Origin of the sequence: Amycolatopsis sp. NPDC049253 (assembly GCF_040678995.1) — a bacterium.
Classification (GTDB): Bacteria; Actinomycetota; Actinomycetes; order Mycobacteriales; family Pseudonocardiaceae; genus Amycolatopsis.
The window spans coordinates 1-23,214 of record NZ_JBFAQX010000026.1; the positions used below are offsets into that span (position 1 = coordinate 1).

Annotated in this window: 23 protein-coding genes; 6 read left to right on the forward strand and 17 right to left on the reverse strand. The window is 70.3% G+C overall.

The genetic code is table 11. The annotated features are described in order from the left end of the window. Together AB0K15_RS37205 and AB0K15_RS37210 are read right to left on the reverse strand one after the other, a co-directional pair. Positions 1-739: helix-turn-helix domain-containing protein (locus AB0K15_RS37205; RefSeq protein WP_364061691.1), on the reverse strand; the 739-nt coding region annotated here is incomplete at its 3' end. 133 nt (positions 740-872) lie between these two features. Further along, positions 873-1,712: an oxidoreductase gene (locus AB0K15_RS37210; RefSeq protein WP_364061694.1), complete on the reverse strand. Its 840-nt coding sequence runs from the start codon at positions 1,710-1,712 to the stop codon at positions 873-875. A 100-nt stretch (positions 1,713-1,812) separates the two neighbouring features. Between AB0K15_RS37210 and AB0K15_RS37215 the strand changes: the two genes are divergently transcribed. Continuing rightward, positions 1,813-2,715 carry a LysR family transcriptional regulator gene (locus AB0K15_RS37215; protein ID WP_364061697.1) on the forward strand — a complete coding sequence of 301 codons (903 nt, stop codon included), beginning with the start codon at positions 1,813-1,815 and terminating at the stop codon, positions 2,713-2,715. Positions 2,716-2,732: 17 nt separating this feature from the next. Here the strand turns inward: AB0K15_RS37215 and AB0K15_RS37220 are convergent, their stop codons facing one another. After that, a complete protein-coding gene (locus AB0K15_RS37220) occupies positions 2,733-3,686 on the reverse strand; it encodes a TIGR03619 family F420-dependent LLM class oxidoreductase (RefSeq protein WP_364061700.1) in 954 nt (317 codons plus the stop codon). 97 nt (positions 3,687-3,783) lie between these two features. Here AB0K15_RS37220 and AB0K15_RS37225 point away from each other — a divergent pair, with 97 nt between their 5' ends. Next, complete coding sequence (locus AB0K15_RS37225) at positions 3,784-4,170, forward strand: MerR family transcriptional regulator (RefSeq protein ID WP_364061703.1); 387 nt, start codon at positions 3,784-3,786, stop codon at positions 4,168-4,170. Between the two features lie 88 nt (positions 4,171-4,258). Here the strand turns inward: AB0K15_RS37225 and AB0K15_RS37230 are convergent, their stop codons facing one another. Continuing rightward, positions 4,259-4,681: a PPOX class F420-dependent oxidoreductase gene (locus AB0K15_RS37230; RefSeq protein WP_364061706.1), complete on the reverse strand. Its 423-nt coding sequence runs from the start codon at positions 4,679-4,681 to the stop codon at positions 4,259-4,261. A gap of 283 nt (positions 4,682-4,964) precedes the next feature. Here AB0K15_RS37230 and AB0K15_RS37235 point away from each other — a divergent pair, with 283 nt between their 5' ends. The 4 genes from AB0K15_RS37235 to AB0K15_RS37250 are packed head-to-tail and all read left to right on the forward strand — an operon-like array spanning position 4,965 to position 11,492. Further along, positions 4,965-7,736 carry an AAA family ATPase gene (locus tag AB0K15_RS37235; protein ID WP_364061709.1) on the forward strand — a complete coding sequence of 924 codons (2,772 nt, stop codon included), beginning with the start codon at positions 4,965-4,967 and terminating at the stop codon, positions 7,734-7,736. 42 nt (positions 7,737-7,778) lie between these two features. Next, positions 7,779-8,315 (forward strand): (2Fe-2S)-binding protein, encoded by a 537-nt coding sequence (locus AB0K15_RS37240; protein WP_364061712.1) that lies wholly within the window; start codon positions 7,779-7,781, stop codon positions 8,313-8,315. Beyond that, entirely contained in the window at positions 8,302-9,288 is a 987-nt protein-coding gene (locus AB0K15_RS37245; protein WP_364061715.1) for a xanthine dehydrogenase family protein subunit M, read from the forward strand. Before AB0K15_RS37240 ends, AB0K15_RS37245 begins: the two co-directional genes overlap by 14 nt. Further along, positions 9,285-11,492: a xanthine dehydrogenase family protein molybdopterin-binding subunit gene (locus AB0K15_RS37250; RefSeq protein WP_364061718.1), complete on the forward strand. Its 2,208-nt coding sequence runs from the start codon at positions 9,285-9,287 to the stop codon at positions 11,490-11,492. Before AB0K15_RS37245 ends, AB0K15_RS37250 begins: the two co-directional genes overlap by 4 nt. Before the next feature lie 39 nt (positions 11,493-11,531). On the opposite strand, the gene AB0K15_RS37255 is transcribed toward AB0K15_RS37250, so the two are convergent. From AB0K15_RS37255 to AB0K15_RS37315, 13 genes are all read right to left on the reverse strand, one after another. Then, on the reverse strand, positions 11,532-12,110 hold the full coding sequence (locus tag AB0K15_RS37255; RefSeq protein WP_364062019.1) for a cation transporter: 579 nt from the start codon (positions 12,108-12,110) through the stop codon (positions 11,532-11,534). Positions 12,111-12,229: 119 nt separating this feature from the next. Further along, positions 12,230-12,589: a metalloregulator ArsR/SmtB family transcription factor gene (locus AB0K15_RS37260; protein ID WP_364061721.1), complete on the reverse strand. Its 360-nt coding sequence runs from the start codon at positions 12,587-12,589 to the stop codon at positions 12,230-12,232. Positions 12,590-12,660: 71 nt separating this feature from the next. Beyond that, a complete protein-coding gene (locus AB0K15_RS37265) occupies positions 12,661-13,002 on the reverse strand; it encodes a DUF190 domain-containing protein (protein ID WP_364061724.1) in 342 nt (113 codons plus the stop codon). 35 nt (positions 13,003-13,037) lie between these two features. Beyond that, positions 13,038-13,412, reverse strand: coding sequence for a DUF190 domain-containing protein (locus AB0K15_RS37270; protein WP_364061727.1), 375 nt, complete (start codon positions 13,410-13,412; stop codon positions 13,038-13,040). A gap of 210 nt (positions 13,413-13,622) precedes the next feature. Next, the gene (locus tag AB0K15_RS37275) at positions 13,623-14,540 is read right to left on the reverse strand and encodes a polysaccharide deacetylase family protein (protein WP_364061730.1); all 918 of its coding nucleotides are present in this window, start codon (positions 14,538-14,540) and stop codon (positions 13,623-13,625) included. Positions 14,541-14,573: 33 nt separating this feature from the next. Further along, positions 14,574-16,004: an MFS transporter gene (locus AB0K15_RS37280; protein ID WP_364061733.1), complete on the reverse strand. Its 1,431-nt coding sequence runs from the start codon at positions 16,002-16,004 to the stop codon at positions 14,574-14,576. A gap of 38 nt (positions 16,005-16,042) precedes the next feature. Next, positions 16,043-16,414 carry a cupin domain-containing protein gene (locus AB0K15_RS37285; RefSeq protein ID WP_364061736.1) on the reverse strand — a complete coding sequence of 124 codons (372 nt, stop codon included), beginning with the start codon at positions 16,412-16,414 and terminating at the stop codon, positions 16,043-16,045. 20 nt (positions 16,415-16,434) lie between these two features. Then, the gene (locus AB0K15_RS37290) at positions 16,435-17,178 is read right to left on the reverse strand and encodes a GntR family transcriptional regulator (protein ID WP_364061739.1); all 744 of its coding nucleotides are present in this window, start codon (positions 17,176-17,178) and stop codon (positions 16,435-16,437) included. 382 nt (positions 17,179-17,560) lie between these two features. Beyond that, a complete protein-coding gene (locus AB0K15_RS37295; RefSeq protein ID WP_364061742.1) occupies positions 17,561-18,259 on the reverse strand; it encodes a GntR family transcriptional regulator in 699 nt (232 codons plus the stop codon). 135 nt (positions 18,260-18,394) lie between these two features. Next, the gene (locus AB0K15_RS37300; RefSeq protein WP_364061745.1) at positions 18,395-19,069 is read right to left on the reverse strand and encodes a GntR family transcriptional regulator; all 675 of its coding nucleotides are present in this window, start codon (positions 19,067-19,069) and stop codon (positions 18,395-18,397) included. Between the two features lie 108 nt (positions 19,070-19,177). Further along, on the reverse strand, positions 19,178-20,326 hold the full coding sequence (locus tag AB0K15_RS37305; protein ID WP_364061748.1) for an ABC transporter ATP-binding protein: 1,149 nt from the start codon (positions 20,324-20,326) through the stop codon (positions 19,178-19,180). Positions 20,327-20,350: 24 nt separating this feature from the next. Continuing rightward, complete coding sequence (locus AB0K15_RS37310) at positions 20,351-22,102, reverse strand: iron ABC transporter permease (protein WP_364061751.1); 1,752 nt, start codon at positions 22,100-22,102, stop codon at positions 20,351-20,353. Beyond that, on the reverse strand, positions 22,099-23,202 hold the full coding sequence (locus AB0K15_RS37315) for an ABC transporter substrate-binding protein (RefSeq protein WP_364061754.1): 1,104 nt from the start codon (positions 23,200-23,202) through the stop codon (positions 22,099-22,101). Before AB0K15_RS37315 ends, AB0K15_RS37310 begins: the two co-directional genes overlap by 4 nt. Between the last annotated feature and the right edge of the window lie 12 nt (positions 23,203-23,214).

Here is a 23,214-nt window from a genome sequence, read left to right on the forward strand (position 1 = left end):
GCGTGAAGGTCTCGCAGTCGACGGTCAGGTCACCGACGAGGGGGTGCCGCAGGCGGATCGCCCGGTAGGCGCGGTGGTGCAGCCGGCGTTCGTCCCACCACTGGCCGAACTCGGCGCTCCGCTCACGCAGATCGGTGATCAGCGCGGCCGTGCCCCGGTCTTGGGGGCCGATCTCCGTCCGCAGGGTCTCCAGCACCGCCCGGGCCTGGACCTCCCAGTCGGCGAACAGCGAACGCGCGTCCTCGGCCAGGAAGATCCACCGCGCGTAGTTGCGCTCGCCGGGCGGGACGAGCTCGAAGTCGGCGAACAGCGCCCGCGCCGTCCGGTTGGCGGCCAGCACCTCGGTGCTTCGGCCCAGGAGGAGGACCGGCCGGCGGTCGAAGGCGGCGAGGAGCCAGTCGCGGTCCGGGCGCACGCGCCGCACCGGTGGCCGGGCGCGGTTGCCCGGGCCGGCCATCCCGGCGAGGTCCTCGAGATGGGCCCGCCCCGCCGCGTCGAGGTTCAGCGCCCGGGCGAGCCCCTTGAGCACCGCCGGTGAGGGCACGGTGCCCTGTTCCAGCCGGGTGTAGTAGCCGGTGGAAATCCCGGCCAGCAGCGCCACCTCCTCGCGGCGCAGGCCGGGCCCGCGCCGGTTCCGCGAATCCGCCGGCAATCCGGCCCGGGCCGGGTCGCACCGGCTGCGGGCGCGGCGCAGGAAATCGGCGAGCTCCCGGTTCTTCTCGGGCAGGTGCCGGTCCACAATGGCCTTTCGGTCTCCAGGGCGGGCATCGACCCGGTTCGTCGCCGGAGCCGGTTTCCCGACGGGTTCGGGGAACCAGCTCCGGCGATCTCACTCACGGCAGACGACGCCATCCGTCCACAATGTCCAGCGGTCAGGAAATCGTGGTCGTCCGGCTGAGGGGCTCCCACGCCGCGACGTCGGCCAGCAGCGCCTCGTTGTGCTGGCGCAGGCCCTCGAGCGCGTCCTCACCGAGGAGGAAGTGCAGGGGCGGGTTCTCGGACTCGACGACCTTGACGATCGCCGCGGCACCCTTGGCCGGGTCGTTCGGTTCCTGGCCCACGACGTTCTTGACCATCTGCCGCAGTTCGCCCGAGGTCGCGTGGTACGCGGGGTTCTCGGGAGTCCACTGCAGACTGGTGCTGAACTGGGTGCGGAACATCCCCGGTTCCACCACCACGACCCGGATGCCGAGAGGGGTCAGTTCGAGCGACAGCGCCTCGCCGAGAGACTTGAGCGCGTGCTTGGTGGCGTTGTAGCCGCTCAGGCCCGGGAAGGTGATCAGGCCGCCGATGGAGCTCATGACCACGATCGTGCCGCTCCCCTGCTCGCGCATCACGGGGAGGACGGCCCGGGTCAGCTCCACGGCACCGAAGTAGTTGACGTCGAACATGCCGCGCAAGTACTCGACCGGGGTTTCTTCGACGGCACCGATCACGCTGACCCCGGCGTTGTTCACCAGCACGTCGATGCGGCCGAACACGGCCAGCGTCGCGTCGACCGCGGCGCGGACGGATGCCGGGTCCGTGACGTCCATCGCGGCCGTGCTGACCCGGTCACCGCCGGCCTCCGCGAGCTCGGCGAGGGTCTCCGGGCGCCGTGCGGTGGCCATCACCCGGTCACCGGCGGCCAGCGCGGCCCGCACGAGCTCGCGGCCGAAGCCGCTGGAGCAGCCCGAGATCAGCCAGACACGGCCCGGTGTTTCGTTCGTCATTCCCATGCCTTTCACGTTGGTGTCTACCGAGGTCGATGGTCGTCTCGGCAGCCGCGCGCCGTCCAACACCGGTTACCTGTCGTGGTTGTAGGCTTTTCCTGTGACCCCTGATCTTCGGCAGCTGAGGTACTTCGTCGCCGTCGCCGAGGAGTCCAGCTACACGCGCGCGGCCGAGCAGCTCCTGATCAGCCAGCAGTCGCTGTCGCAGCAGATCACCTTGCTGGAGCGCATGCTGGGCGTGAAGCTCTTCGACCGCGACACCCGCGGCACCCGCCTGACCGCGATCGGCGCGCTGTTCCTCCCCGAGGCCCGTGCCGTCCTCGCCCGGGCGGACGAAGCGTTCGACCTCGTCGCCCGGGCCACGCGCGGCGAAGTCGGCAGCCTGTGCCTCGCGTTCCTGGCGACCACCACGAACTACCTGCTGCCGCCGGTGGTGCGCGCGGTCCGGCACCGGCTCCCCGAACTGAGGCTGACCACCGAGGAGACGACGATCGCCCTGCTCGTCGAAGGGTTGCGGAAAGGCCGCTACGACGTCGCGTTCACCCGGCCGCCGCTCGTGGCCGGCCTGGAATCCCGGACGCTCGTGACCGAACCGGTGTGCGCCGTCCTGCCCGAAGGCCACCCGCTGGCCGGCCGCGCCGAAGTGGCGCTCGCCGAGCTGGCCGGCGAGCGCTGGGTCCTGACCCCGCGCAGCTCCTGGGAGCCGTGGCACGCGGCGTTCGACAACTCCTTCCGGACAGCCGGATTCACCCCGGACGTGGTCCACCGCGACGCGAGCGTTCAGGCGCTGCTCGGCTTCGTCGCCGCCGGAGTCGGCATCACCCGGCTCGCCCGGTCGGCCAGCAGCCTGCGCCGCTCCGGGGTGGTCTTCGTGCCGATCGCCGGCGAGTTCGTCTCCACCGAGATGGTCTGGTTGGCGGGCAACGACTCCGCCGCGCTGCACGCGCTGCTCGACGTCGTCACCGACGTCGCCGCCTCGACCGACTTCGCCGAAGCCGGCTGACCCGCGGGCACCGCCGATCAGGCGGCGGCCCGTTCGCTGATCTCCACCGCCTTCTCGAGCATCTGCGCGGTGCCGGTGAACCAGTCCTGCAGGTTCAGGTCCACGATGAGCTCGTCCGCACCGGCTTCTTCGGCCGTGTGGATGTCTTCCATGATCTGGTCGAGCGTGCCGACGAAGGCCGATCGGCCGGGTCCGGCCGGACGCTCGGTGAAGGTGACGTTTCCCACCACGACCAGCTCCATCCGGCTCGCGTCCCGGCCGTATCCGGTTGCCAGTTCCCGGATGCGGTCCCAGTCCGCGCGCAAGGCCGCGGCTCCGGCCGGCCCGGGCGTGGTGAGCAGCGGCAGCCAGCCGTCCGCCCGTTTCGCGATGCGCTGCAGGGCCGCGGAACTCGAGCGGCGGCCCAGATTACTGGCACCGCCGGCGAGCATCACGGGGATTTTCGAAGCCGGCTTGGGCAGGACCGAGGCGTTGTCGATGACGACGCGAGGACTCCGGAAGGTCACGGGGTCCGGGCCCCACACGGCGTCGAAGACGTCCAGCATCTCGTCGAGAAAGCGCCCGCGGTCCGCTCGGGTGGCGCCCGTGGCCCGCAGTACGTCGCTGGACCAGCCTGCGCCCAGGCCCGCGATGACGCGGCCGCCGCTGATCTGATCGACCGTGGCGAGCGCCTTCGCCAGCGGGACCGGGGTGTGCAGGGCCGCGATCAGCACGGCCGTGCCGAGGCGCACCCGCTCGGTCACCACCGCCGCGGCCGTGAGCACCGCGAGCGGGTCGGCGGTCTGGCGCCCGCTTTCCGGCCACGGCACGTTCGGCGGCGCATACGGTTCGATGGGATTCTCCGGGAACAGCAACTGTTCATAGGTCCACAAGCTCGAGTATCCGGCCGCTTCCGCCGTTCTGGCGGCCTCGACCACGTCGTGCTGCAGGTCGACTCCCAGCCGCTGGGGCAGACGAAGTCCGAGTTTCATCCGAAACCTCCGAGGTGATCGTGATTGTCGCGGGGAGGGTCCCTGTCGCGAGTCTCAACGCTCACATCGATGTGAAGGTCAAGGTAGGCTGGAACACATGAGAATCGGAGAGCTCGCGGAGCGCACCGGCGTATCCCGTCGGCTGCTGCGCTACTACGAGGAGCAGGGACTGATCACACCCACCCGGTCCCCCAACGGTTACCGCGAGTACGGCGAGCCGCACGTGGACGTCGTGCAGCAGATCAAGGGCCTGCTCGACGCCGGCCTCCCGACCCGCATCATCCAGCAGCTCCTGCCGTGCCTGGACAAGCCGCACACCATCTACGCGCCGTTCGTGACGCCCGAGATGATCGTCACGCTGCAACACGAACAAGCCCGGCTGTCCGAACGCATCGAATTCCTGACCCGCAACAGGGACGCCATCGCGGACTACCTCGGCACCGTTCTCACCGTCAGCGAACGCCGGGAACAGGTCACGTCCTGAATTGCCGAGTGCGCACCGGCGGGTCGCGCAGAGGCCGGGAACCGAAAACGCGACCGTGAAAAGTTTCTCGGTCGACAGGCAACCCGAGTCAGGCGATGGCCGCGTAGGCGCTGACGTGCTCGATGCGCATCCGCACGAGCAGCATGCCGGGGACACTGTTGCGTTCGCCGAACTCACGGGCGCGGTCTTCGCCCATGTATCGCGCCGCGATGCTCGTAGCCCAGGTGCGCAACTGCCCGGGGTCCTCGGAGATGTCCGTGTGTCCCCAGAGGACAGCGTGGGAGTAGGGCGCCACTTCGTCGTCGACGCAGATCGCCGCTCGTCCGTCGCGGACGAGGTCGTGGGCTTTCACCGTCGCGTTCTCGGTGGTGAACACGAGATCATCGCCGTCGAGGAGGAACCACACGGGTGCGATGTGCGGGCTGCCGTCCGCGCGCACGGTGGCCACCTTGCCCGTGCGGGTGCCTTCCGCGATGAAGGCTTTCCATTCGTTCTCGCTCATTTCGGTCATGCCGGCCAGCATCCGTCCGGGACTGCGGCAGGCGCAACGCCGCCACCTCGTTGCTCCGCCCCGACCTGCGAAAACGCGTGATGTGGAGCATTCGGCGCCGGTCGGCCGTTCCAGGCGGGCGCCGGGCGGGACCGCAGAGTCCACAATGGACCTCGGCAACGCGGCCGCGGTGCCTGCGGCAACGCGATCACCTCGGGGAAACTCCCCCGCGGCCCCCTGAGCCATAAACTGGTCGTCCCGCGGCGGCGCCCCGGCGCCGTCGGGCAGCCGTGGCCGAGAACCGGTGGACGGAGGCGATCAGGTGCTACTGGGCCGGCACCGCGAGTGCGCAACGCTCGACAGGCTCGTCGGAGCCGTGCGGGCGGGGCAGGGCCGTGCCCTGCTGCTGGTCGGCGAACCCGGTGTGGGAAAGACGGCGCTGCTGCGGTACGCCGCCGCCCACGCCGCGGACTGCCGGGTGTTGCGCACGGCCGGCGTCGAGGCCGAGAGGGAGCTGCCGTTCGCCGGCCTGCACCAGCTGTGCGTGCCCCTTCTGGACCGGCGGGACCGGCTGCCGGTCCCGCAGCGCCAGGCGCTGAGCACGGCCTTCGGCCTGACCGCGGGTCCGGCGCCCGACCGGCTCCTCGTCGGGCTGGCCGTGCTGGGCCTGCTGGCCGACGCCGGCGCGGAGCGTCCGCTGGTGTGCCTCGTCGACGACCTGCAGTGGCTCGATCACGCTTCGACGCAGGCGTTGACGATCGCGGCGCGCAGGCTGTTCGCCGAATCCGTGGGCTTGGTCTTCGCGACGCGAGAGCAGGTGCCGGTGTTGCCCGGACTCACCGAGCTGCCGGTCCCGGGTCTGCCCGCCGGGGACGCCCGGGCCCTGTTGCGGACGGCGCTGCCGGCACCGGTGGACGAGCGGGTGGCGGAGCAGATCGTCGCGGACGCCGGGGGAAATCCGCTGGCGTTGCTGGAGTTGCCGCGGAGCATGTCGCCCTCAGAGCTCGCCGGCGGCTTCGGGTTGCCGGCCACCCGGGACTCGCCGGGCCGGGTCGAGGCGAGTTTCCAGGAGCGGGTCACTCGATTGCCGGAAGCGTCCCGATGGCTTCTGCTGGTCGCGGCGGCCGACCCGCTCGGCGACGCGGTGCTGGTGTGGAGTGCCGCCGAACGGCTGGGGGTGGGGGTCGACGCGGCGGCCCCTGCCGTGGCGGCGGGCCTCGTCGACTTCGGCGCGCGAGTGGGGTTCCGGCACCCGCTCGTGCGGTCGGCGGTGTACGACGGCGCCACCGGGGAGCAGCGGCAGCGGGTGCACCGCGCGCTGGCGGAGTGCACGAACCCCGCGTCGGATCCGGACCGCCGAGCGTGGCACCGGGCCCGGTCCGTCGCCGGGCCGGACGAGGAGGTCGCGGCCGAGCTGGCCCGGTCGGCGACCCGCGCGCAGGCCCGAGGCGGCCTTCCGGCCGCGGCGGCGTTCCTGGCTCGCGCGGTCGAGCTGACCCGCGACCCGGTGATCCGGGCTGAGCGGGCGCTCGCCGCCGCGCGGGCGGCGTTCGACGCGGGCGCGCCCGAACTGGCGCTCGGTCTGTTGTCGGTGGCGCAGGCGGGCCGCTTCGACGACCTGCGCCACGCGAAGGCCAACCTGCTGCGAGCCGAGGTGGCGTTCGCGGTGAGCCGGGGCGCGGAGGCACCGATGCTGCTGCTCAAGACCGCTCAGCAGCTGGAGTCGTTCGACACGCGCCTGGCCAGGGACACCTATCTGCAGGCCCTGTCTGCGGCGCGGTTCGCGCTCCACCTCGCGGTGGGCGGCAACGTGGTGGAGGTGGCGGAAGCGGCGCTGCGCGCACCCACTCCGCCGGGTCCGCCCACCCCGGCGGACCTGCTCCTCGACGGACTGGCCGCTCGCGACACCGGCGAGCTCGCCGCCGGCAGCCATCTGATGAAACGGGCCTTGCGGGGGTTCTGCGACGAGGCCGACGCCGGCGTGGACGAACTGCGCTGGCTCTGGCTCGCCGGCACCACCGCACCCGACCTGTGGGACTACCTCAGCTGGGAGCGGCTCGCCACGCGCCATGTCGATCGAGCCCGTGCGGCCGGGGCACTCACCACGCTGCCGCTGGCCGTGACCTCGCGGGTGGCGGTGCACGTGGTCCTCGGTGAGCTGGCCGAGGCGGCCGCGTTGGCCGGCGAGATCGACGTCCTCGCCGAGGCGATCGGCGTCGGCCTCGCACCCTACGGAGCGGTCATGCTCGCCGCCTGGCAGGGCCGTGAAGAAGAGACTTCGGCGATGATCGCCGCCACCCGCGGCGAGGTGCTGGCCCGCGGTGAGGGCGCCGGGGCGCAGATCTACGCGTGGGCGAAGGCACTGCTGGGCAACAGCACGGGCCGCTACGCCGACGCGGTCGCCGCGACCGACCTCGCGGAGCAGGAACAGCTGCTGGTCGGAGCGGGCTTGTGGATGCTGGCCGAACGCGTCGAAGCGACGGCCCGGAGCGGGCAGCCGGGTGAAGCCGCCCGGGCGTTCCGGCGGCTTGCCGCGCACACGACGGTCAGCGGCACCGAATGGGCACTCGGCATCGAGGCCCGCTGCCGGGCACTGGTCACCGAAGGCTCGGTCGCCGAGGACAACTACAGGGAGTCCGTCGACCGGCTCGGCCGGACGCGCGTGCGCGGCGAACTGGCCAGGGCCCACCTGCTCTACGGCGAGTGGCTGCGCCGGAACCGGCGGCGACGGGCCGCGCGCGAGCAGCTGCGGACCGCACATGACCTGTTCACCGAGATGGGCATGGCCGCGTTCGCGCGCCGGGCGGAGCGGGAGCTGCGGCCGGGCCGGGAACTGCCGCGCCGGCCCGCCGCCGAAGGAAGTCCCGAGCTCACCGCGCAAGAAGTCCAGATCGCCTGGCTGGTGCGGGAAGGGCTGTCGAACGCCGAGATCGGGACCCGGCTGTTCCTCAGTCCGCGCACGGTGGAATGGCACCTGGGCAAGGTGTTCGGCAAGCTCGGCGTCTCGTCGCGCAAACAGCTGCGCACGCGGGCGTGGCCGGCCCACCCCGGGCCCGACCGGGGCCGACCGGGGTGACTCCCGGGTCCGGGGACGGCCGCCGCGGCCCACTCTGGACGGATGACCTCCACGCCCAAGCTACGCACGGCGTCGCGGCCTCTCGCCCCGGACGCCACCGAGATCACCACAGCACTCGTCGTGAACGGCGAACCGAGAGTGGTGGTCGCCGACTCGCGCGTCACGCTGCTCGACGCGCTGCGCGACCGGCTGGACCTCACGGGTACGAAGAAGGGCTGTGACCAGGGTGCGTGCGGCGCGTGCACGGTGCTCGCCGACGGGCGCCGGGTGCTTTCGTGCCTGACACTCGTCGCGCAGTGCGAAGGCCGTGAGGTGACCACCGTCGAGGGGCTCGCCCGCGACGGGCGTCCGCACCCGATGCAGGAGGCGTTCGTCCGGCACGACGCTTTCCAGTGCGGCTACTGCACACCCGGCCAGATCATGTCGGCCGTGGCGCTGCTGGCCGAAGGCCGCGCGAAGACCGACGAGGACATCCGCGAGTTCATGAGCGGGAACCTCTGCCGCTGCGCCGCGTACCCCAACATCGTGGCCGCGATCCGTGAAGTGGCGGACACCGGAGGTACCGATGCGCGCGTTTGAGTACGTCTCCACGTCCGAGGTGGAGGACGCGCTGGCGGCATCCGAGCGCGCCGGCGCCGCCTACCTCGCCGGCGGCACCACCCAGGTCGACCTGATGAAGGACGGAATCCTCACCCCCGAGCGGCTGGTCGACATCACCCGGCTGCCGCTGCGCGGGGTCCTCGGCACCGGGAGCTCGCTGCACGTCGGCGCGCTGACCACCATGGAGGAACTGGCCGCGGACCCGCTCGTCAAGCACCGCCTGCCCGTCGTGCGCGAGGCGCTCGTGCTCGGAGCGTCCGTGCAGCTGCGGAACATGGCCACGATCGGCGGCAACCTCCTGCAGCGCACGCGCTGCCGCTACTTCCGCGACCCGGCGGTCGCCGCCTGCAACAAGCGTGCGCCGGGGTCCGGTTGCGCCGCCGTCACCGGACCCGCCCGGATGCACGCCGTCCTCGGCGTCAGCGAGCGGTGCATCGCCCTGCACGCGTCCGACCTCGCCGTGGCCCTCGTGGCGCTCGACGCCCTGGTGCACCTCCAGAGCGCCCGCGGAACACGGACCGTGCCGCTGACGGAGTTCTACCTGGAGGCGGGCACGTCACCGGACCTCGAAACCGTGCTGGCCCACGGTGAGCTGATCACCTCCGTCGAGATCCCGCTGCCGGCGAAGACCACGCGCTCGGGCTACCTGAAGGTGCGAGACCGGGTGTCGTACGAGTTCGCCCTGGTCTCGGTGGCGGCCGCGCTCGAGATCACCGACGGGGTCGTGCGCACGGCACGGATCGGCCTCGGCGGTGTCGGCTCGAAGCCCTGGCGGGCCCGGGCGGCCGAGGAGGTGCTGAGGGGCGCACCGGCGACGGTGTCGAGCTACCGCGAGGCCGCGGACGCCGCGGTCACGGGGGCGTGGACCGTGCCGGGCACCGCGTTCAAGGTCGAGCTGGCCGAGCGGGCCGTGGTCCGGCAGCTCCAGACGGTGGCGGAGATGTCGCGATGACCACCTTCAAAGCGCTGCCGTTCATCGGCGCCGGGCTGAACCGGGTCGACGGGCCCCGCAAGGTCAGCGGCCGGGCGCCCTACTCATCGGACTTCAGCGCGCGCGGCCAGGCGCACGGCGTCCTCGTCCGCAGCACGGTCGCGGCCGGGCGGATCACCGCGATCGACTCGGCCGCCGCCGAATCGGCACCCGGCGTGGTCCGGGTGTTCAGCCACCTGAACGTGCCCCCGCTGGTGCGGGGACCGATGACCCCGCTGGGCTCGTCGCCGCCGGCTCCGATGCAGGACGACCGCGTGCTGCACCACGGGCAGCACGTCGCGCTGGTCGTCGCGGAGACCCGCGAACAAGCCGAGGCGGCCGCGACGCTGGTGCGCGTCGAGTACGCGGCCGCCGATCCGGTCCTCGACCCCGACGATCCCCGCGCGGTCATCGTCGACAACCCGTGGGGCCTGGACCTCGAGCGAGGTGACCTCGCGGCGGGTCTCGCCACGGCGCACGTGACGGTCGAGGCCGAATACACCACGTCGGACAACACCAACAACCCGCTGGGCCTGTTCGCCACCCTCGCCGAGTGGGAGGACGACCGGCTCACGGTGCACGACTCGACGCAGTGGCCGTCGATGGTGCAGGAGACGCTCGCCGTGGTTTTCGGGCTGTCCGAGGAGTCGGTGCGGGTGCTCAGCCCGTTCGTCGGCGGCGGGTTCGGTGCCGGCCTGCGGGCGTGGCCGCACGTGATCCTCGCCGCGATGGCGGCCCGGGAACTGGGCCGGCCGGTGAAGCTCGTGCTGACGCGGCCGCAGATGTTCACCGCGGTCGGCCACCGGCCCCGGGGTGTCCAGCGGGTGCGGCTCGGCGCGAGCGCCGACGGCCGCCTGCTGGCGCTGGAGCACCGCAGCCGCTCGCTGCTGGCCGTCGAGGACGACGACTACGAGCCCTTCGCGGCGGGCTCGGCCGTGGCCTATGCCTGCCCGAACGTCCGCACGTGGGACCAGCAGGTGCGGGTGAACATCCCGGCACCGGTGTCGATGCGGGCACCGGCCGAGGCACAGGGGAGCTTCGCGCTCGAATCGGCGATGGACGAACTGGCGCTGGCCCTGCGGATGGATCCGCTGGACCTGCGCCTGCGCAACTACGCCGGCACGCATCCCGGGCTGGGCCTGCCGTGGTCGGGCAAGGCGCTGCGGGAGTGCTACACCGTGGGGGCCGAGCGGTTCGGGTGGTCCCGGCGCCCGGCCGAGCCGCGCACTCTGCGCGACGGGCACTGGCTCGTCGGCCAGGGCATGGCGGGGGTGAGCTACCCGTGGTACCAGGCACCGTGCTCGGCACGGGCGACGGTGGCGGCCGACGGGCGGGCCACCGTCAGCAGCGCGGCCATCGACATCGGCACCGGGACCTCCACGGTGATGACCCAGCTGTCGGCGGAGCTGCTCGGCTTGCCACTGGAGCGAGTGCGCTTCGACCTCGGCGACTCGGCCCTGCCGAAGGCACCCCAGGCCGGCGGGTCGGGGCTCACCGGCGCGCTCGGCTCGGCCGTCCACGACGCGTGCGCGCGGCTTGTCGGCGCGGTGCTCGACCTCGTGCGCGACGACCCCCGATCACCGTTGCGCGGCAGTGATCCCGCGGACGTGGTCGCCATCGGCGGCCGGATCCAGCGGCGAGACCAGCCGGAGCGCGGCGAGACCTACACCGCCGTCCTCGCCCGCCACGGACTGCCGGACCTGTCCGCCGAAGGGCGCAGCACCCCGGCCGATCCCCATGACCTCGGGATGGCGCCCGCGGGCGCGTTCGGAGCGCACTTCGCCGAGGTCCGGGTCGACGAGGACCTCGGCCTGGTCCGGGTGACGCGAGTGGTGTCGGTGATCGACGGCGGCCGCATCCTCAACGAGAAGACGTCCACCAGCCAGATCATCGGCGGCGTGATCGGCGGGATCGGCATGGCGCTGTTCGAGGACACGGTCACCGACCCGGCCACCGGTCGCATCACGAACGCGACCTTCGGCGACTACCTGATCCCCGTGCACGCGGACATCCCCGACATCGACGTCACCTTCGTCGGCGAGCCCGACCGGATGAACCCGATCGGGACCAAGGGCGTCGGCGAGGTCGGCCTGGTGGGCGTGGCGGCCGCCGTGGCCAACGCGGTGCACCACGCGACCGGCGTGCGCGTGCGATCCCTGCCGATCACCCTGGACGCACTGCTGTGAGGGCCGCTGGGAGACCTGGCGGCGTGCCCGGGTCCGGGTTCAGCAGCAGTGGTCGCCGCGCCAGGCTTCGCGGCCTTCCTTGACCGCGACCGCGGCGATGACGAGGCCCACGACGGGATCGGCCCAGGACCAGCCGAACACCGCGTTGAGCAGGAGCCCGACCAGCAGGACGCCGGACAGGTAGGTGCACAGCAGGGTCTGCTTGGAGTCGGCGACGGCGCTGGCGGAACCGAGTTCGCGGCCGGCGCGGCGCTGGGCGTAGGACAGGAAGGGCATCACCAGCAGCGACACCGCCGCCAGCACGATGCCCACCGTGGAGTGCTCGGCCGGCTCCGCGCCGAACAGGCCGCGGATCGACTCGACGCTCACGTAGGCGGCCAGCGCGAAGAACGACAGCGCGATCACCTTCAAGGCGGTGCGCTCGCGGGCTTCCGGATCGCGGCCGGAGAACTGCCACGCCACCGCCGCGGCAGAGGCGACCTCGATGACCGAGTCCAGCCCGAACCCGACCAGGGCCGTCGACGACGCGAGCGACCCCGCGGAGATCGCCACCACGGCCTCGACGACGTTGTAGGTGATCGTGGCCCCGACCAGCAGCCGCACCCGGCGGGACAGCACAGCGCGACGTTCGGCGGGGACCTCGGCCGTCGGCCGGGGTGCCGGCGCGCAGCAGCCGTCCGTGCACCCGTCCGTTTCGGGCGTGGCCAGTGGCGGGTTCAGGCGCTCGCGGGCTTCGCTCACCGGGCCGCCTCCACACTCGCCGAAGACGCCGTGGGGGCAGCCTCGTTCAGGCACACCTCGTCGGTGTCCACCGCCAGCACCACGTGCACCAGCTCGCTCAGCGCCTTCGCCAGGTGCGCGTCCGCCAGCTCGTACCGCACCTGGCGCCCCTCGTAGGTCGCGACCACGAGGCCACAGCCGCGCAGGCACGCCAGATGGTTCGACACGTTCGAACGGGTCAGGCCCAGCTGCTCGGCCAGCTGCCCGGGATACCGGACCCCGTCCAGCAGCGCCACCAGGATCCGGCACCGCGTCGGGTCGGCCAGCGCCTTGCCCAGCCGGGCCAGCGCCGCGCCCCGCGTCTCGCACGTCAGCATGCGCCGAACAGTACAGCCAGCACTGATACAACAGCAAGGGCTGAACAGTGCCGCGGACGCCGGCGCGATGGTCAGGTTCGGCGGAGCCCTTCGGGACGGAGTACCTCGACCTCGTCGAGGAGCACGGTGCCGTCGGTGATGATCTCGTCGAGCTCGGGCAGGAACGCGCGGATCTTGTCTTCGGCATCGACGATGATCACGACCAGGGGAAGGTCCTCGGTGAGGCTCAGGATCTCGTCGGTGTGGATCAGCGACGTCGTGCCGAAGCCTTCGCAGCCGTGCAACACCGTCGCGCCGGCCAGCCCTGCTTCCCGGGCGCGTGTCACGATTTCGTGGTGCAGCGGCCGGTGCTGCCAGGTGTCGCCCTCACCGAGGAAGATCAAGGCACGCAAGGCCTTTCCGACGAGCCGCATCGGTCGCACCTCCTGCCGGGAGTACTCGTGCCGGGCTACCCGCGGTGATGCCACCAGTGGGCGTGGGGCCGCTCGGGCGCGAGGTAGCGGATGCCTTCGACCTCGTCGAGGGTCACCAAGCCGCTCATGTCGAGGTCGTCCAGTTGCGGCAGGAACGCCCTGATCCGCTCTTCGACGTCGGCGATCGTGATCAGCAAGGGGAGGTCGTCGCCGAGCCGGAAGGCGTGCTGGGTGTGGATGCGGGAGGTGGCGCCGTAGCCCTCGATGCCGCGGATGACGGTCGCGCCGGCGAGACCGGCGTCGTGCGCACGGTGGACGATCTCCGCGGAGAGCGGTTTGTGGTGCCAGAGGTCGCCGTCGCCGATGAAGATCGAAAGCCGAAGGACCCGCTTCGAGGTCTTGGTGTTCATCCGCTTCCTCCCGGCACGAGTGGTCGTCACACGTGTGCACCAGGAAGCCATCAGCCCCATGCGAGGCGGTTCGGCCCGGACGGCCCGGCGGGATCCATCGCCAGCTCAAGTACAACCCCGGGAGCCCGATCGCGTCAAGCTCCCCGGCACCGGGTGCGGGGCCGGCCGAAGGTGGTCTCCGGCCGGCCCGATCGCCGGTGGAGCCGGGGCCTAGGCCTGCCCGTCGACGAACTCCGCCGAGTGGTCATTCCACCAGCGGGCGATGTCGGCCCGGCGGGCGAACCAGACGCCACCCTTGGCCTGGGCGTATTCGATGAACTCCCGCAACGCCCCGGTCCGCGCCGCCTGTCCGACCAGGCGGGGGTGAAGTCCGATGGACATCATCTTGGGACGGCCCCGCGAGCCTTCGAGCCACAGTTCGTCGAAGCCGCGCTTCAGGTAGTCGAGAAAGAGGCTCGGCGAGCGGGTTCCCTGAATGTCGTTGTAGGTCAGCGAATAAGGGACGACGAGATGCCGGACGCCCTTGACGTCGACGTAATACGGGAGATCGTCGTTGTAGGCGTCCGAGTCGTACAGGAAACCGCCGTGCTCCACGACGAGCTCTCGCGTGTTGACCGAGGGGCCGTAGCGGCAGTACCAGCCGCTGGGTGCGTCCCCCCACGTCTGCTTGAACGACTCGACGGCCTTCTTGATCCGGTTCGCTTCTTCCTCGCGCGACAGGCGCCATTGCTCTTCCCAGCGCCACCCGTGGCCGAGCAGGTCGTGCCCGGCTTCCCGGGCCGCCGAGGCGACCTCCGGATTGCGCTCGAAGGCCACTGCGCAGCCGAAAAAGGTCGCCTTGACGTCGTACTCGTCGAAGAGCCGAAGCAGCCGCCACACGCCGACGCGGCTGCCGTACTCGTACATCGACTCCTTGGCCAGATCCCGCAGATGAGCCGGAAAGGCGTAGTCCACTTCGGCGAGACTGTCGTTCTCGCCGTCTCCCATCTCGTGGGAGTACTCGGAGCCCTCCTCGTAGTTCACCACGAGGTTGACGGCCACGTTCGCGTCATTCGGCCACCGGACGGCCGGGACGTCCTTGCCGTAGCCGACCAGGTCTCGGCTGAGATTGTTCGAAATGTCTTGCATCGACCGCAAATCCTCACTCACGAAGTTTTCGTTTTACTTGGCGGACCCGTGAAGAACCTCGAGCGGAACCCGATGGGTTTCCGGAACGAACAGCGCGGCCAAGCCCAGCCCCAAATACATCACCGCCACGATGGCGAACACCCAGAACTCGCCGACACCCTGCAGCAGAGAGCTGGCGATCAACGGCAGAAGGGCTCCGCCGACGAATCCGGTGTTGACGACGACGGCCGTGCCGAAACTGCGGACCCGGGTCGGGAAAAGCTCCGGGGCCCACGTCCAGATGGTGGTGTTGACGAGGAGCACGAAGATCTGGAACACGAAGCCCAGGGTCAGGATGAGCCCGTCGCCTTGGGCGAAGACGGCGAAGGCGAGCACGGCCACGGCCGCGCACACCGCACCCACACAGACCACGGTCCGGCGTGAAATCGCGAATCCGCCGTACGAGGCGATCGCGCAGCCGAGAAGACCGCCCAGGTTCTGCAACATCGTGAACGTCACGCTGCCCTGCACCGAATAACCCCGGTCGACCAGCATGATGGGCATCAGCAGCACCACGCTGAACTCCGCGCCCCACGCCAGGAACGCCGCGATCCCCAGAGCGACGGTGCGCCGGCGAAGTGGCTTGGCGAGCACGCTCTTCAAGGCCCGGGACGCGGGGCCGTCACCCTGCGCGCTCTCCGAGACGGCAGCGGTCTCGCTGTCGACGTAGGAGTGGACTTCACCGCTTCGCAGGCGCAGGCGTCCGGTCGCCAGCCGGGTGAGGGCCTCGTTCGCTTCCAGGATCTTGCCCCGGCTCAAGAGATAGGCCGGCGTCTCGGGCAGGTACCGCCTGAAGAAGAAGATCAAGATCGCGGGAAGGCCCAGCAGGCCGAAGGCCCACCGCCAGTCGTTGTGGCCGGCGCCGACCAACGAGGCGACGGGGCCGATCACGAGCAACGTGTAGGCGTAGGCCAGAAACAAGCCGACGCCCGCGGAGATCGTGTTGAACAGCGAGACGAACACGCCCCGGACCTTGGTCGGCGTCAGCTCGGACAGGTAGGTGAGCCCGACGGCGATCTCGCCGCCGACCCCCAGACCGGTCACGACCCGGGTGACGCCGAGAATGGTCGAGTTCGGCGCCAGGGCCGAGAGCACCGAGCCCAAGCAGTAGATTCCCAGGCTGACGGCCAGCAGGCTCCTGCGGCCCAGCAGATCCGCGACCACTCCGCCGACGATGCCGCCGATCACGATCGCGATGAGACTTACCGTGGAGAGCAACGCCAAAGCGGAGGCATCGATGCCGAGATCTTTTTGGAGTGAAGGGCCGAGCGCGGAGAGAATGAGCTGCTCGAAAACCTCGAAGAGGCCGCCCAGCACCACAAGGGTAAGCGCCAGATAATGAGTTCTGGTGAGCCCCATGTCATCGATGATTTCACCGAGTGACCTGGGTTTTCTGCCCATGGCGGCTTTCGCATCGAATGCCATGATTTGCACTTCCTACGTTCGAGTTGGTGATCCGGTGCTCAGGACACCCTTTTGGCGCGCGTTGACGGCCGCGAAGGAGTGGGGAAGGAGAACACGGAGACGAGGTCTTCGCCTCCGGTGTTTTCGAGCGCGTGCCACGAAGCCGCCGGGATGAAGATCGCCTGGCCTCGTTCGAATTCCAGCACGCCCTGGTCGGTGTGCAGGCGGCCGGCCCCTTGGGCGACGTACATGACCTCGGAGGTGGCGTGCGCGATCGTGTCCGTCTTGGGCGATCCCGGCGGGATCGTCACCACTCCGAGGCAGTTCTGGATCTCGGGGACATTGGCGGCACTCAGCAACAGGCCGTCGGCCGGCGGATTCGCGGGATCGTAGGTGACCTGGACGTACTTTCCCGTGACACTGTCAGTCATGATTCTTCTCCCGGATTCGGTCAGAGACCTGGCCACTCGACCCCCGCCTGTCCGGGGAAGAGCTGTTCCTTGTTCAGCCTCAGGTGATCCCTCATGGCGTCCTCCGCACTGCGCGGTCCGTCATGGCGAATCGCGTCGAGGATGCGCTGGTGGTCGTTGATCAGCTTGAGGCGGTTTTCGCGGTCCTGCAGCACGATCTGGTTGATCAGGACCCACAGGGGCTGCCGGTCGATCTCGACCAGTTCCAGCGCGAAGTGGCTGAGAATGTGGTTCGGGCACATCGCGGCCAGGTCGGCGTGGAACGCCATCGAGTGGTTGACGAAGTCGGGAAGCTGCGCCGGCTCGTCGATCAAGCGGGCGGCCAAGTCGAGCTCGTGCTGCACCTTGTCCAGGTCGAGATCCCCCGGATTCGCCGCCAGCAGCCGGGAAAGCGGTGGCTCGACCACCAGCCGAGCGGCGATGACGTGCTCGGGCGTCGAGCCGATCTCATGCCCGGAACGCTTGAACAGCCCCCGGCTCAGGTCCGCCACGTAGGTCCCGTCGCCGTGCCGCACCACGATGGCACCGCTCAGCTCCAGCGCGAACAGCGCCTCGCGCACACTCGCCCTAGACACCTCGAACTTGACGGAGAGATCGCGATCGGACGGCAGCCGAGCCCCGGCGGTCAGACCCCCCTGCTGGATCTCACTCAGAAGCGCCTGGGCCACGCGCAAGTACCGCCGCTGCGGCAGAGAGGTCCGCTCGGAGTGGTCTGAAGACTGCATCCTGAGAGGTTAGACCAGTGCCTCAGGGCGCACAAGAGCCGGTTCCTCGGTCTTCCGGCACCGCTTCCGACCGCCTGGAACTGCGGGTATTACGGAAAGTGGGTGCCGGATCGCGGACCGGAACCGGGTCGTCAGCCCGGGCCCGGCGTATTCGACGGTCCGGCGCACTTCCCGTGGAACCATCCGGCGGCACCCGCCGTCGGCGCGTCGCCCGGCGCGGTGCTCCGCCGCCGACTGAGTCAGCGCCGCGGAGTAGCCACCGATGATCACGACTTACCGGAACCAGCGTGAAAGCAGGGAAGCGGGCGGTCGCGGAAAGCGCTTGCTCAGCACCAAGATCGACGCACGGCCCGATCGCCGGAACGCACACTGAACGGGATCGTCAATTTTCCCTACCGGTCAGTTCCCGTGCTTCGCCCGCCGGGCTCTCGGTCGTCTGCTGCAGAGCCGAGAGCACAGCGCGCAAGTGGCGGCGCGTCGCGTCGGCGGCCCGGTCCGGGTCTCCGTCGCAGATCGCGGAGATGATGGCGAGGTGCTCGGTGAGGGATTCGCGGGCTCGCCCCGGCCGGGTGGTGAGGCGGAAGCGGTGCAGCACGGACTGCGCTCGCAGGCGTTCCAGGATGTGCGTCGCCGTGTGGTGGGCGCTCAGCTTGCGCACGAGCGTGTGCAGCTGGTGGTTGAGCTCGGACTGCCCGGCCAGATCCACGTCGTCGACGGCGGTGCGCATGGCCTCCCCGAGCGCGTGCAGTCGAAAACGCTCGGAGGCGTCGGCCCGCGTCGCGGCGAGTGACGCGCACAACGGTTCGAGCATCAAGCGGACGTCGCAGATCTCGACGGCCTCGTCCAGCGACACGGCGCGGACGCGGGCTCCCCGGTTCCGGACTCGCTCGATCAGCCCTTCGTTCATCAGTTCCAGCAGTGCGAGCCGGACCGCACTGCGGCTCGCGCCGAACTGGTCGGCCAGGTCGCTTTCGACCAGCCGCTGGTTCGGCACGAACTCACCGCGGAGGATCGCGTCACGGATGGCGTCGCTGATCGCGGGGGCCGCCGCGGTTCCGGTGTCCGCCAGGTCAGCCCGCACGCGACATCACCGTCCCGATCACGGACCCCGACAGGTCCTGTGTCCGGGCAGCCGCAACGCCACCGGTCCCCGCTTCGTGCTCACCCAAGCCGATCACCTCGTCGAACGGAACTCCACGCGGCCCGGCCGCACGCGTCACGAAGCCGGCGTGCGACCGAGCGTCGTCCTGGGCAGGCCGCCCAGCTCGCTGAGCTTCTGCAAGGACCCGACCAGGCTCGACAAGTGGGCTCGCATCGCGGCCTCGGCCCGGTCCCCGTCCCCCGAGGCGACCGCCTCGATCACGCTGACGTGCTCGGCGAGCCCTTCCTCGATCCGCCCGGGCAGCAGCGACACCTGGAACTGGTAGCGCACGCTGGGGTAGCGCAGCCGTTCCAGCACGTCGGTGGCCGTTCGCTGGTCGCCCAGCTCGCGGATCACGTGGTGCGACTCCTGGCTGAGGTCGTTGTAGGCGGCGATGTCGCCGGCCTTCACGGCCGCGCGCATCGCCTTGGCGAGCTTCTGGAGGCGGCGCCGGTCTTCCGCACCGATCACCGACGCGGCCTTGCGCGCGCACAGCCCTTCGACCACGGCACGCACCTCGGTGATCTCGATCGCCTCGCGCAGCGAGATCGGCCGCACCGACGCGCCGCGGTTGCGCTCACGGATCACGAGGCCCTCGTTCTCCAGCATAACCAGGGCCTCGCGCACGCTGCCGCGCGACGATCCGAACGTGGCCGCGAGATCGACCTCGACGAGCCGCTGGCCGGGAAAGAGCTCGCCGTGGACGATGGCGGTCCGCAACCGGTCGACGAGCGCTTCTCGGTTTTCCACAGGCGGCCGCCCTCCTTTCAAGGCCGGCCGTCCAGCCGGATCGTTGCCATTTTACCCTAACAGGATCGTTGGCAATCTGAGCGGACGATCGGGTGTTTCACCGACCGCTCAGTGCGGTTCGTCCTGGGCGTCGACCACCGACAAAGCCCGTCCGGGCACCGGGACCGACACCTCGTCGCCGGGACGCACGTCCGAGTGCCGGGCGGACCGGCACTCGATGCGCTCGTCGCCGACCGCCACGATGTGCCGGATGCACTCGCCCTCGAACGACTGGGCGATCACGGTGCCGGACAGTTCGTTGGCCTCCGCCGATCCGGGAGCGCCGTCGACGCGGCGCCGCGGCTCGAGATCTTCGGGGCGCAGCACGAGGACGACGTCGGTGAGACCGGCCGGCACCGCTTCGTCCAGCACGAGCGGACCGATGTCCGTGAGCACGGTCCGGCGGCCGGAGCCCTCGTCGATCTTCGCCGGCAGCAGGTTCGGCGACCCGATGAACCGCGCCACGAACAGGTTCTCCGGGTGGTCGTAGATCTCGCGCGGGGTGCCCTGCTGCATGATGCGCCCGCCGCTCATGATGGTGATCACGTCGGAGATCGCCAGCGCCTCGGCCTGGTCGTGGGTCACGTAGAGGGTGGTCAGCCCCAGTTCGCTCTGCAACCGCTTCAGTTCCAGGCGCATCGACGCGCGAAGCTGCGCGTCGAGGTTGGACAGCGGCTCGTCCAGCAGCAGCAGGCGCGGCCGGCCGACCATCGCGCGGGCGAACGCGAGGCGCTGCTGCTGGCCGCCGGAAAGCTTGGTGGCCGAGCGGTCGATGGCCTCGCTCAGCCCGACCGATTCCAGTGCCGCCACCACCAGCTTGTCGACCTCGGCCTTGGGCCGCTTGTCCCGGCCCACCCGCATCGGGAACGCGACGTTCTGCCGCACGGACATGTGCGGCCAGATCGCGTAGGACTGGAACACCATGCCGAGCCGGCGCCGGTCCGGCGAAAGGTCGACGGAGCGCTCGGCGGAGAAGAGCGTGTCGCCGCCCAGCTCGATCTCGCCGGAGTCCGGGTGCTCGAGCCCCGCGACCGACCGCAGCAGCGTGGTCTTGCCGCACCCCGAAGGGCCCAGCAGCGTGTGGAACTGCCCTTCCTCCACCCGCAGGCTCACCCCGCCCAGTGCGGGACGGTGCTTGTCGGTGTCGACACCCCGCCGCCGCAGCCGGCCGGATGAGGCGGGATCGTACTTCTTCACCACGTCGTTGATCTTGAGCATCACTTCGACCGCCTTGGGTTCGGGCTACTGGTTGCGCACGCCACGGCGCGCCGCGATGAGCTGCGAGATGACGACCAGGACCGTCAGCACGACGACGAGGACCACGCCGATCGCCGACACGAGGGTGGTGTTGCCGTCCTGGTACTCCTGGAAGATCGTGACGGAGAGGACTTCCTTGCCCGGGGTGTAGAGCAGGATGCTGCTCTGCAGCTCCCGGAAGCTGACGATGAGGATGTAGACCCATCCGCCGATCAGGCCCGGCGCGGCCAGCGGGAGCAGGACGCGCCGCATCGTCTCGAACCAGCGGGCCCCGGAGACGTGGGCCGATTCCTCGAGCTCGGCCGACACCGTGGAGAGCGCGGCGCCCGCGTACCGCATGCCGTAGGGGATGAACCGGGTCGTGTACGCGATGAAGAGGATGACCAGCGTCCCGTAGATCGGCAGTGACGTCCGCAGGTACACCACCGCCAGCGCGACCCCGAACACGAGGCCGGGGATCACCAGCGGCGAGAACGCCAGCGCGTCGAGCAGCCGCCGGCCCGACGATCTCGTGCGGACCACGACCCAGGACGCCACCGCGGACAGGACCATCGCCGCGGTGGCCGCGCAGACGGCGACGACCACGGTGTGCTCGAACGAATGGATGATCCCGCTGTCGCCGAACAGCGTGCGGTAGTTGTCCAGGTTCAGGTCGCCCAGGGCCTGGAGGCTGGGTTGCTCGTAGTTCTTCAGCAGCGAGGAGTAGAGCAGGATCAGCAGCGGCAGCACGACGGCGAGCACGAAGTAGCCCAGCACGAACAGCGCCGCGACCCACTTCCCCCGGCCGAGTTTCTCGCGCCGCGGCCGGAACGCCTTGCCGCTGATCGTCCCGGACTCACGCAGTGACCCGCCCGCGCGCCCCGCCAGCCAGACGCCGACGCACGCGATCACCAGCAGGCCGATCCCGATCGCCCCGATCGCCTGGTAGTCCGTGGGGTATTCCTGGTACAGGTAGTACAGCTTGCTGGTGAGCACGTAGTGACCACCCGAGAGCCCGAGGAACGTGGGGATCTCGAAGACTTCCAGCGACTGCACGAAGACGATGAGCGCGGCGCCCGCCAGCGCGGGCTTGACCATCGGCAGGGTGATCCGGGTCAGCACCCGCCACCGGCCGAGCCCGGCGACCCGGGCCGCCTCCTCCATCGACGGGTCCGCGGCGCGGAAAGCCGCCGACAGCAACAGGAAGACGATCGGCGCGGAGTGCAGGCTCTGCACCCAGATCATGCCCCACACCGAGTAGACGTCGAACGGCCGGATGCCGAACAGGAACCCGGTGACGTTGTTGAGCAGGCCGATGTTCGAGCTGCCGAGGAAGATCCACGCCGGCGCGTACAGGATCGCCGGGATGATCAGCGGGATGAGGGCCGAGAGGCTCAGCAGCCGCCGGAACGGGACGTCGGTGCGCTCGGCCAGGTAGGCGAACCCGCCGCCGATCACCATCGACACGACCATCGAGCCGAAGGCGAACGCCAGCGTGTTCCCGATCATCGCCCAGGTGTCGGAGTCGTTCGGGAACGCCCGCGCGAAGCCCCCGAGGCCGGCCGAGCCGTCGTCGGCGACGAAGGTCCGCCAGAGCAGGAAGCCCAGCGGCACCAGGACGAGGTAGCCGAGCAGCAGCACGACCACCGCCACGACCACGTGCTTGGCCTCGACGCGGGCGAGCACCCGGCGCAGCATCCCGGGGCCCGGCCCGGGGTCGTGACCGGCGGGCGGCCGGTCGAGAAGGGTCTGGGTCATCGCGGAAGCACCGGATCCTTGCCCTTGAGCAGGTTGCTCCACGCCTCTTGCCACGCGTTGCCCCGGTCGGAGGCCAGGGTCCGCCAGTCGTCGTACACGAAATCGGTTCCTTCCGGCAGGCGCGGCTGGTAGCCCGGGATCGCCGCGGGGTTGGTGGGGATGTACCCGGCGTCGTGCAGGTACTTCTGCGCCTCGGTGAGGTAGAAGTCGCAGAACAGCAGCGCGGCCGCCGGGTGGGCGGCGCCCTTCATCGGGTCGGCCCCCAGGATCTGCAGCGTGACGGGTTCCATGGCCGGCTGGAACGAAAGGTCCTTCGCCCGGCTGGGGACGTACTGGAGGAAGTCCGAAAGGAAGACCGGGAAGTCGCCCGCCTGCAGCAGCGTGGTGTTGGAGACGTGGCCGTCGACGACCCGGAAGTTCTTCGCGACGCCCTTCATCATGGCGGCGAAGTCGTGGTCGGACATGCCTTTCTGCTTCGTGTAGTAGTTGTACACGTCCTCGTACCAGTTGAAGTCGCCTTGGTCGACCGCGACCTTGCCGCGCCACTTCGGATCGGCGTAGCCCGCGAGATCGGGCGGCAGCTGGCCGGGCTGGACCAGCCGCACGTTGTGGATCGGCAGGGTGGCGATGTAGTAGGCACCGACCATGTCGTCGGTCTTCGCCTCGGCCGGGATCGTGCCGGCGATGTCGCTCTCGTACGGGGCGATCAGTCCTTGCCCGCCGAGGATCGCCATCTCGGAGTCCTTGGTCTCGACCACGTCGTTCAGGACCCGGTGCGCGCCCGCTTCCTGCAGGATCCGCCCGCGGACCTGTTCGGTCGTCGCGCGGTAGACCGCGACGTCGATCCCGTATTCCTTCTCGAAGGCGGGGACGATCTTCTTCTCGATCGCGGTGTTGGTGACGTAGATGACCAGCTGGCCCTCGGCCTTGGCCGCGTCGACGAGCTGGTCGTGGCGCGATTTCCCCTTCAGGGCGGCGAATTTCGCGTAGACCGCGACCGCCTCGGTGTTCACAGGGGGAAATCCGCACGCCGCTGTCAGGCCGCCGAGGCAGGCCACAGCGAGCAGGCAGGCAAGACGCTGCCGCGGCTTCTCGAGCATCGTTGCTCCTCA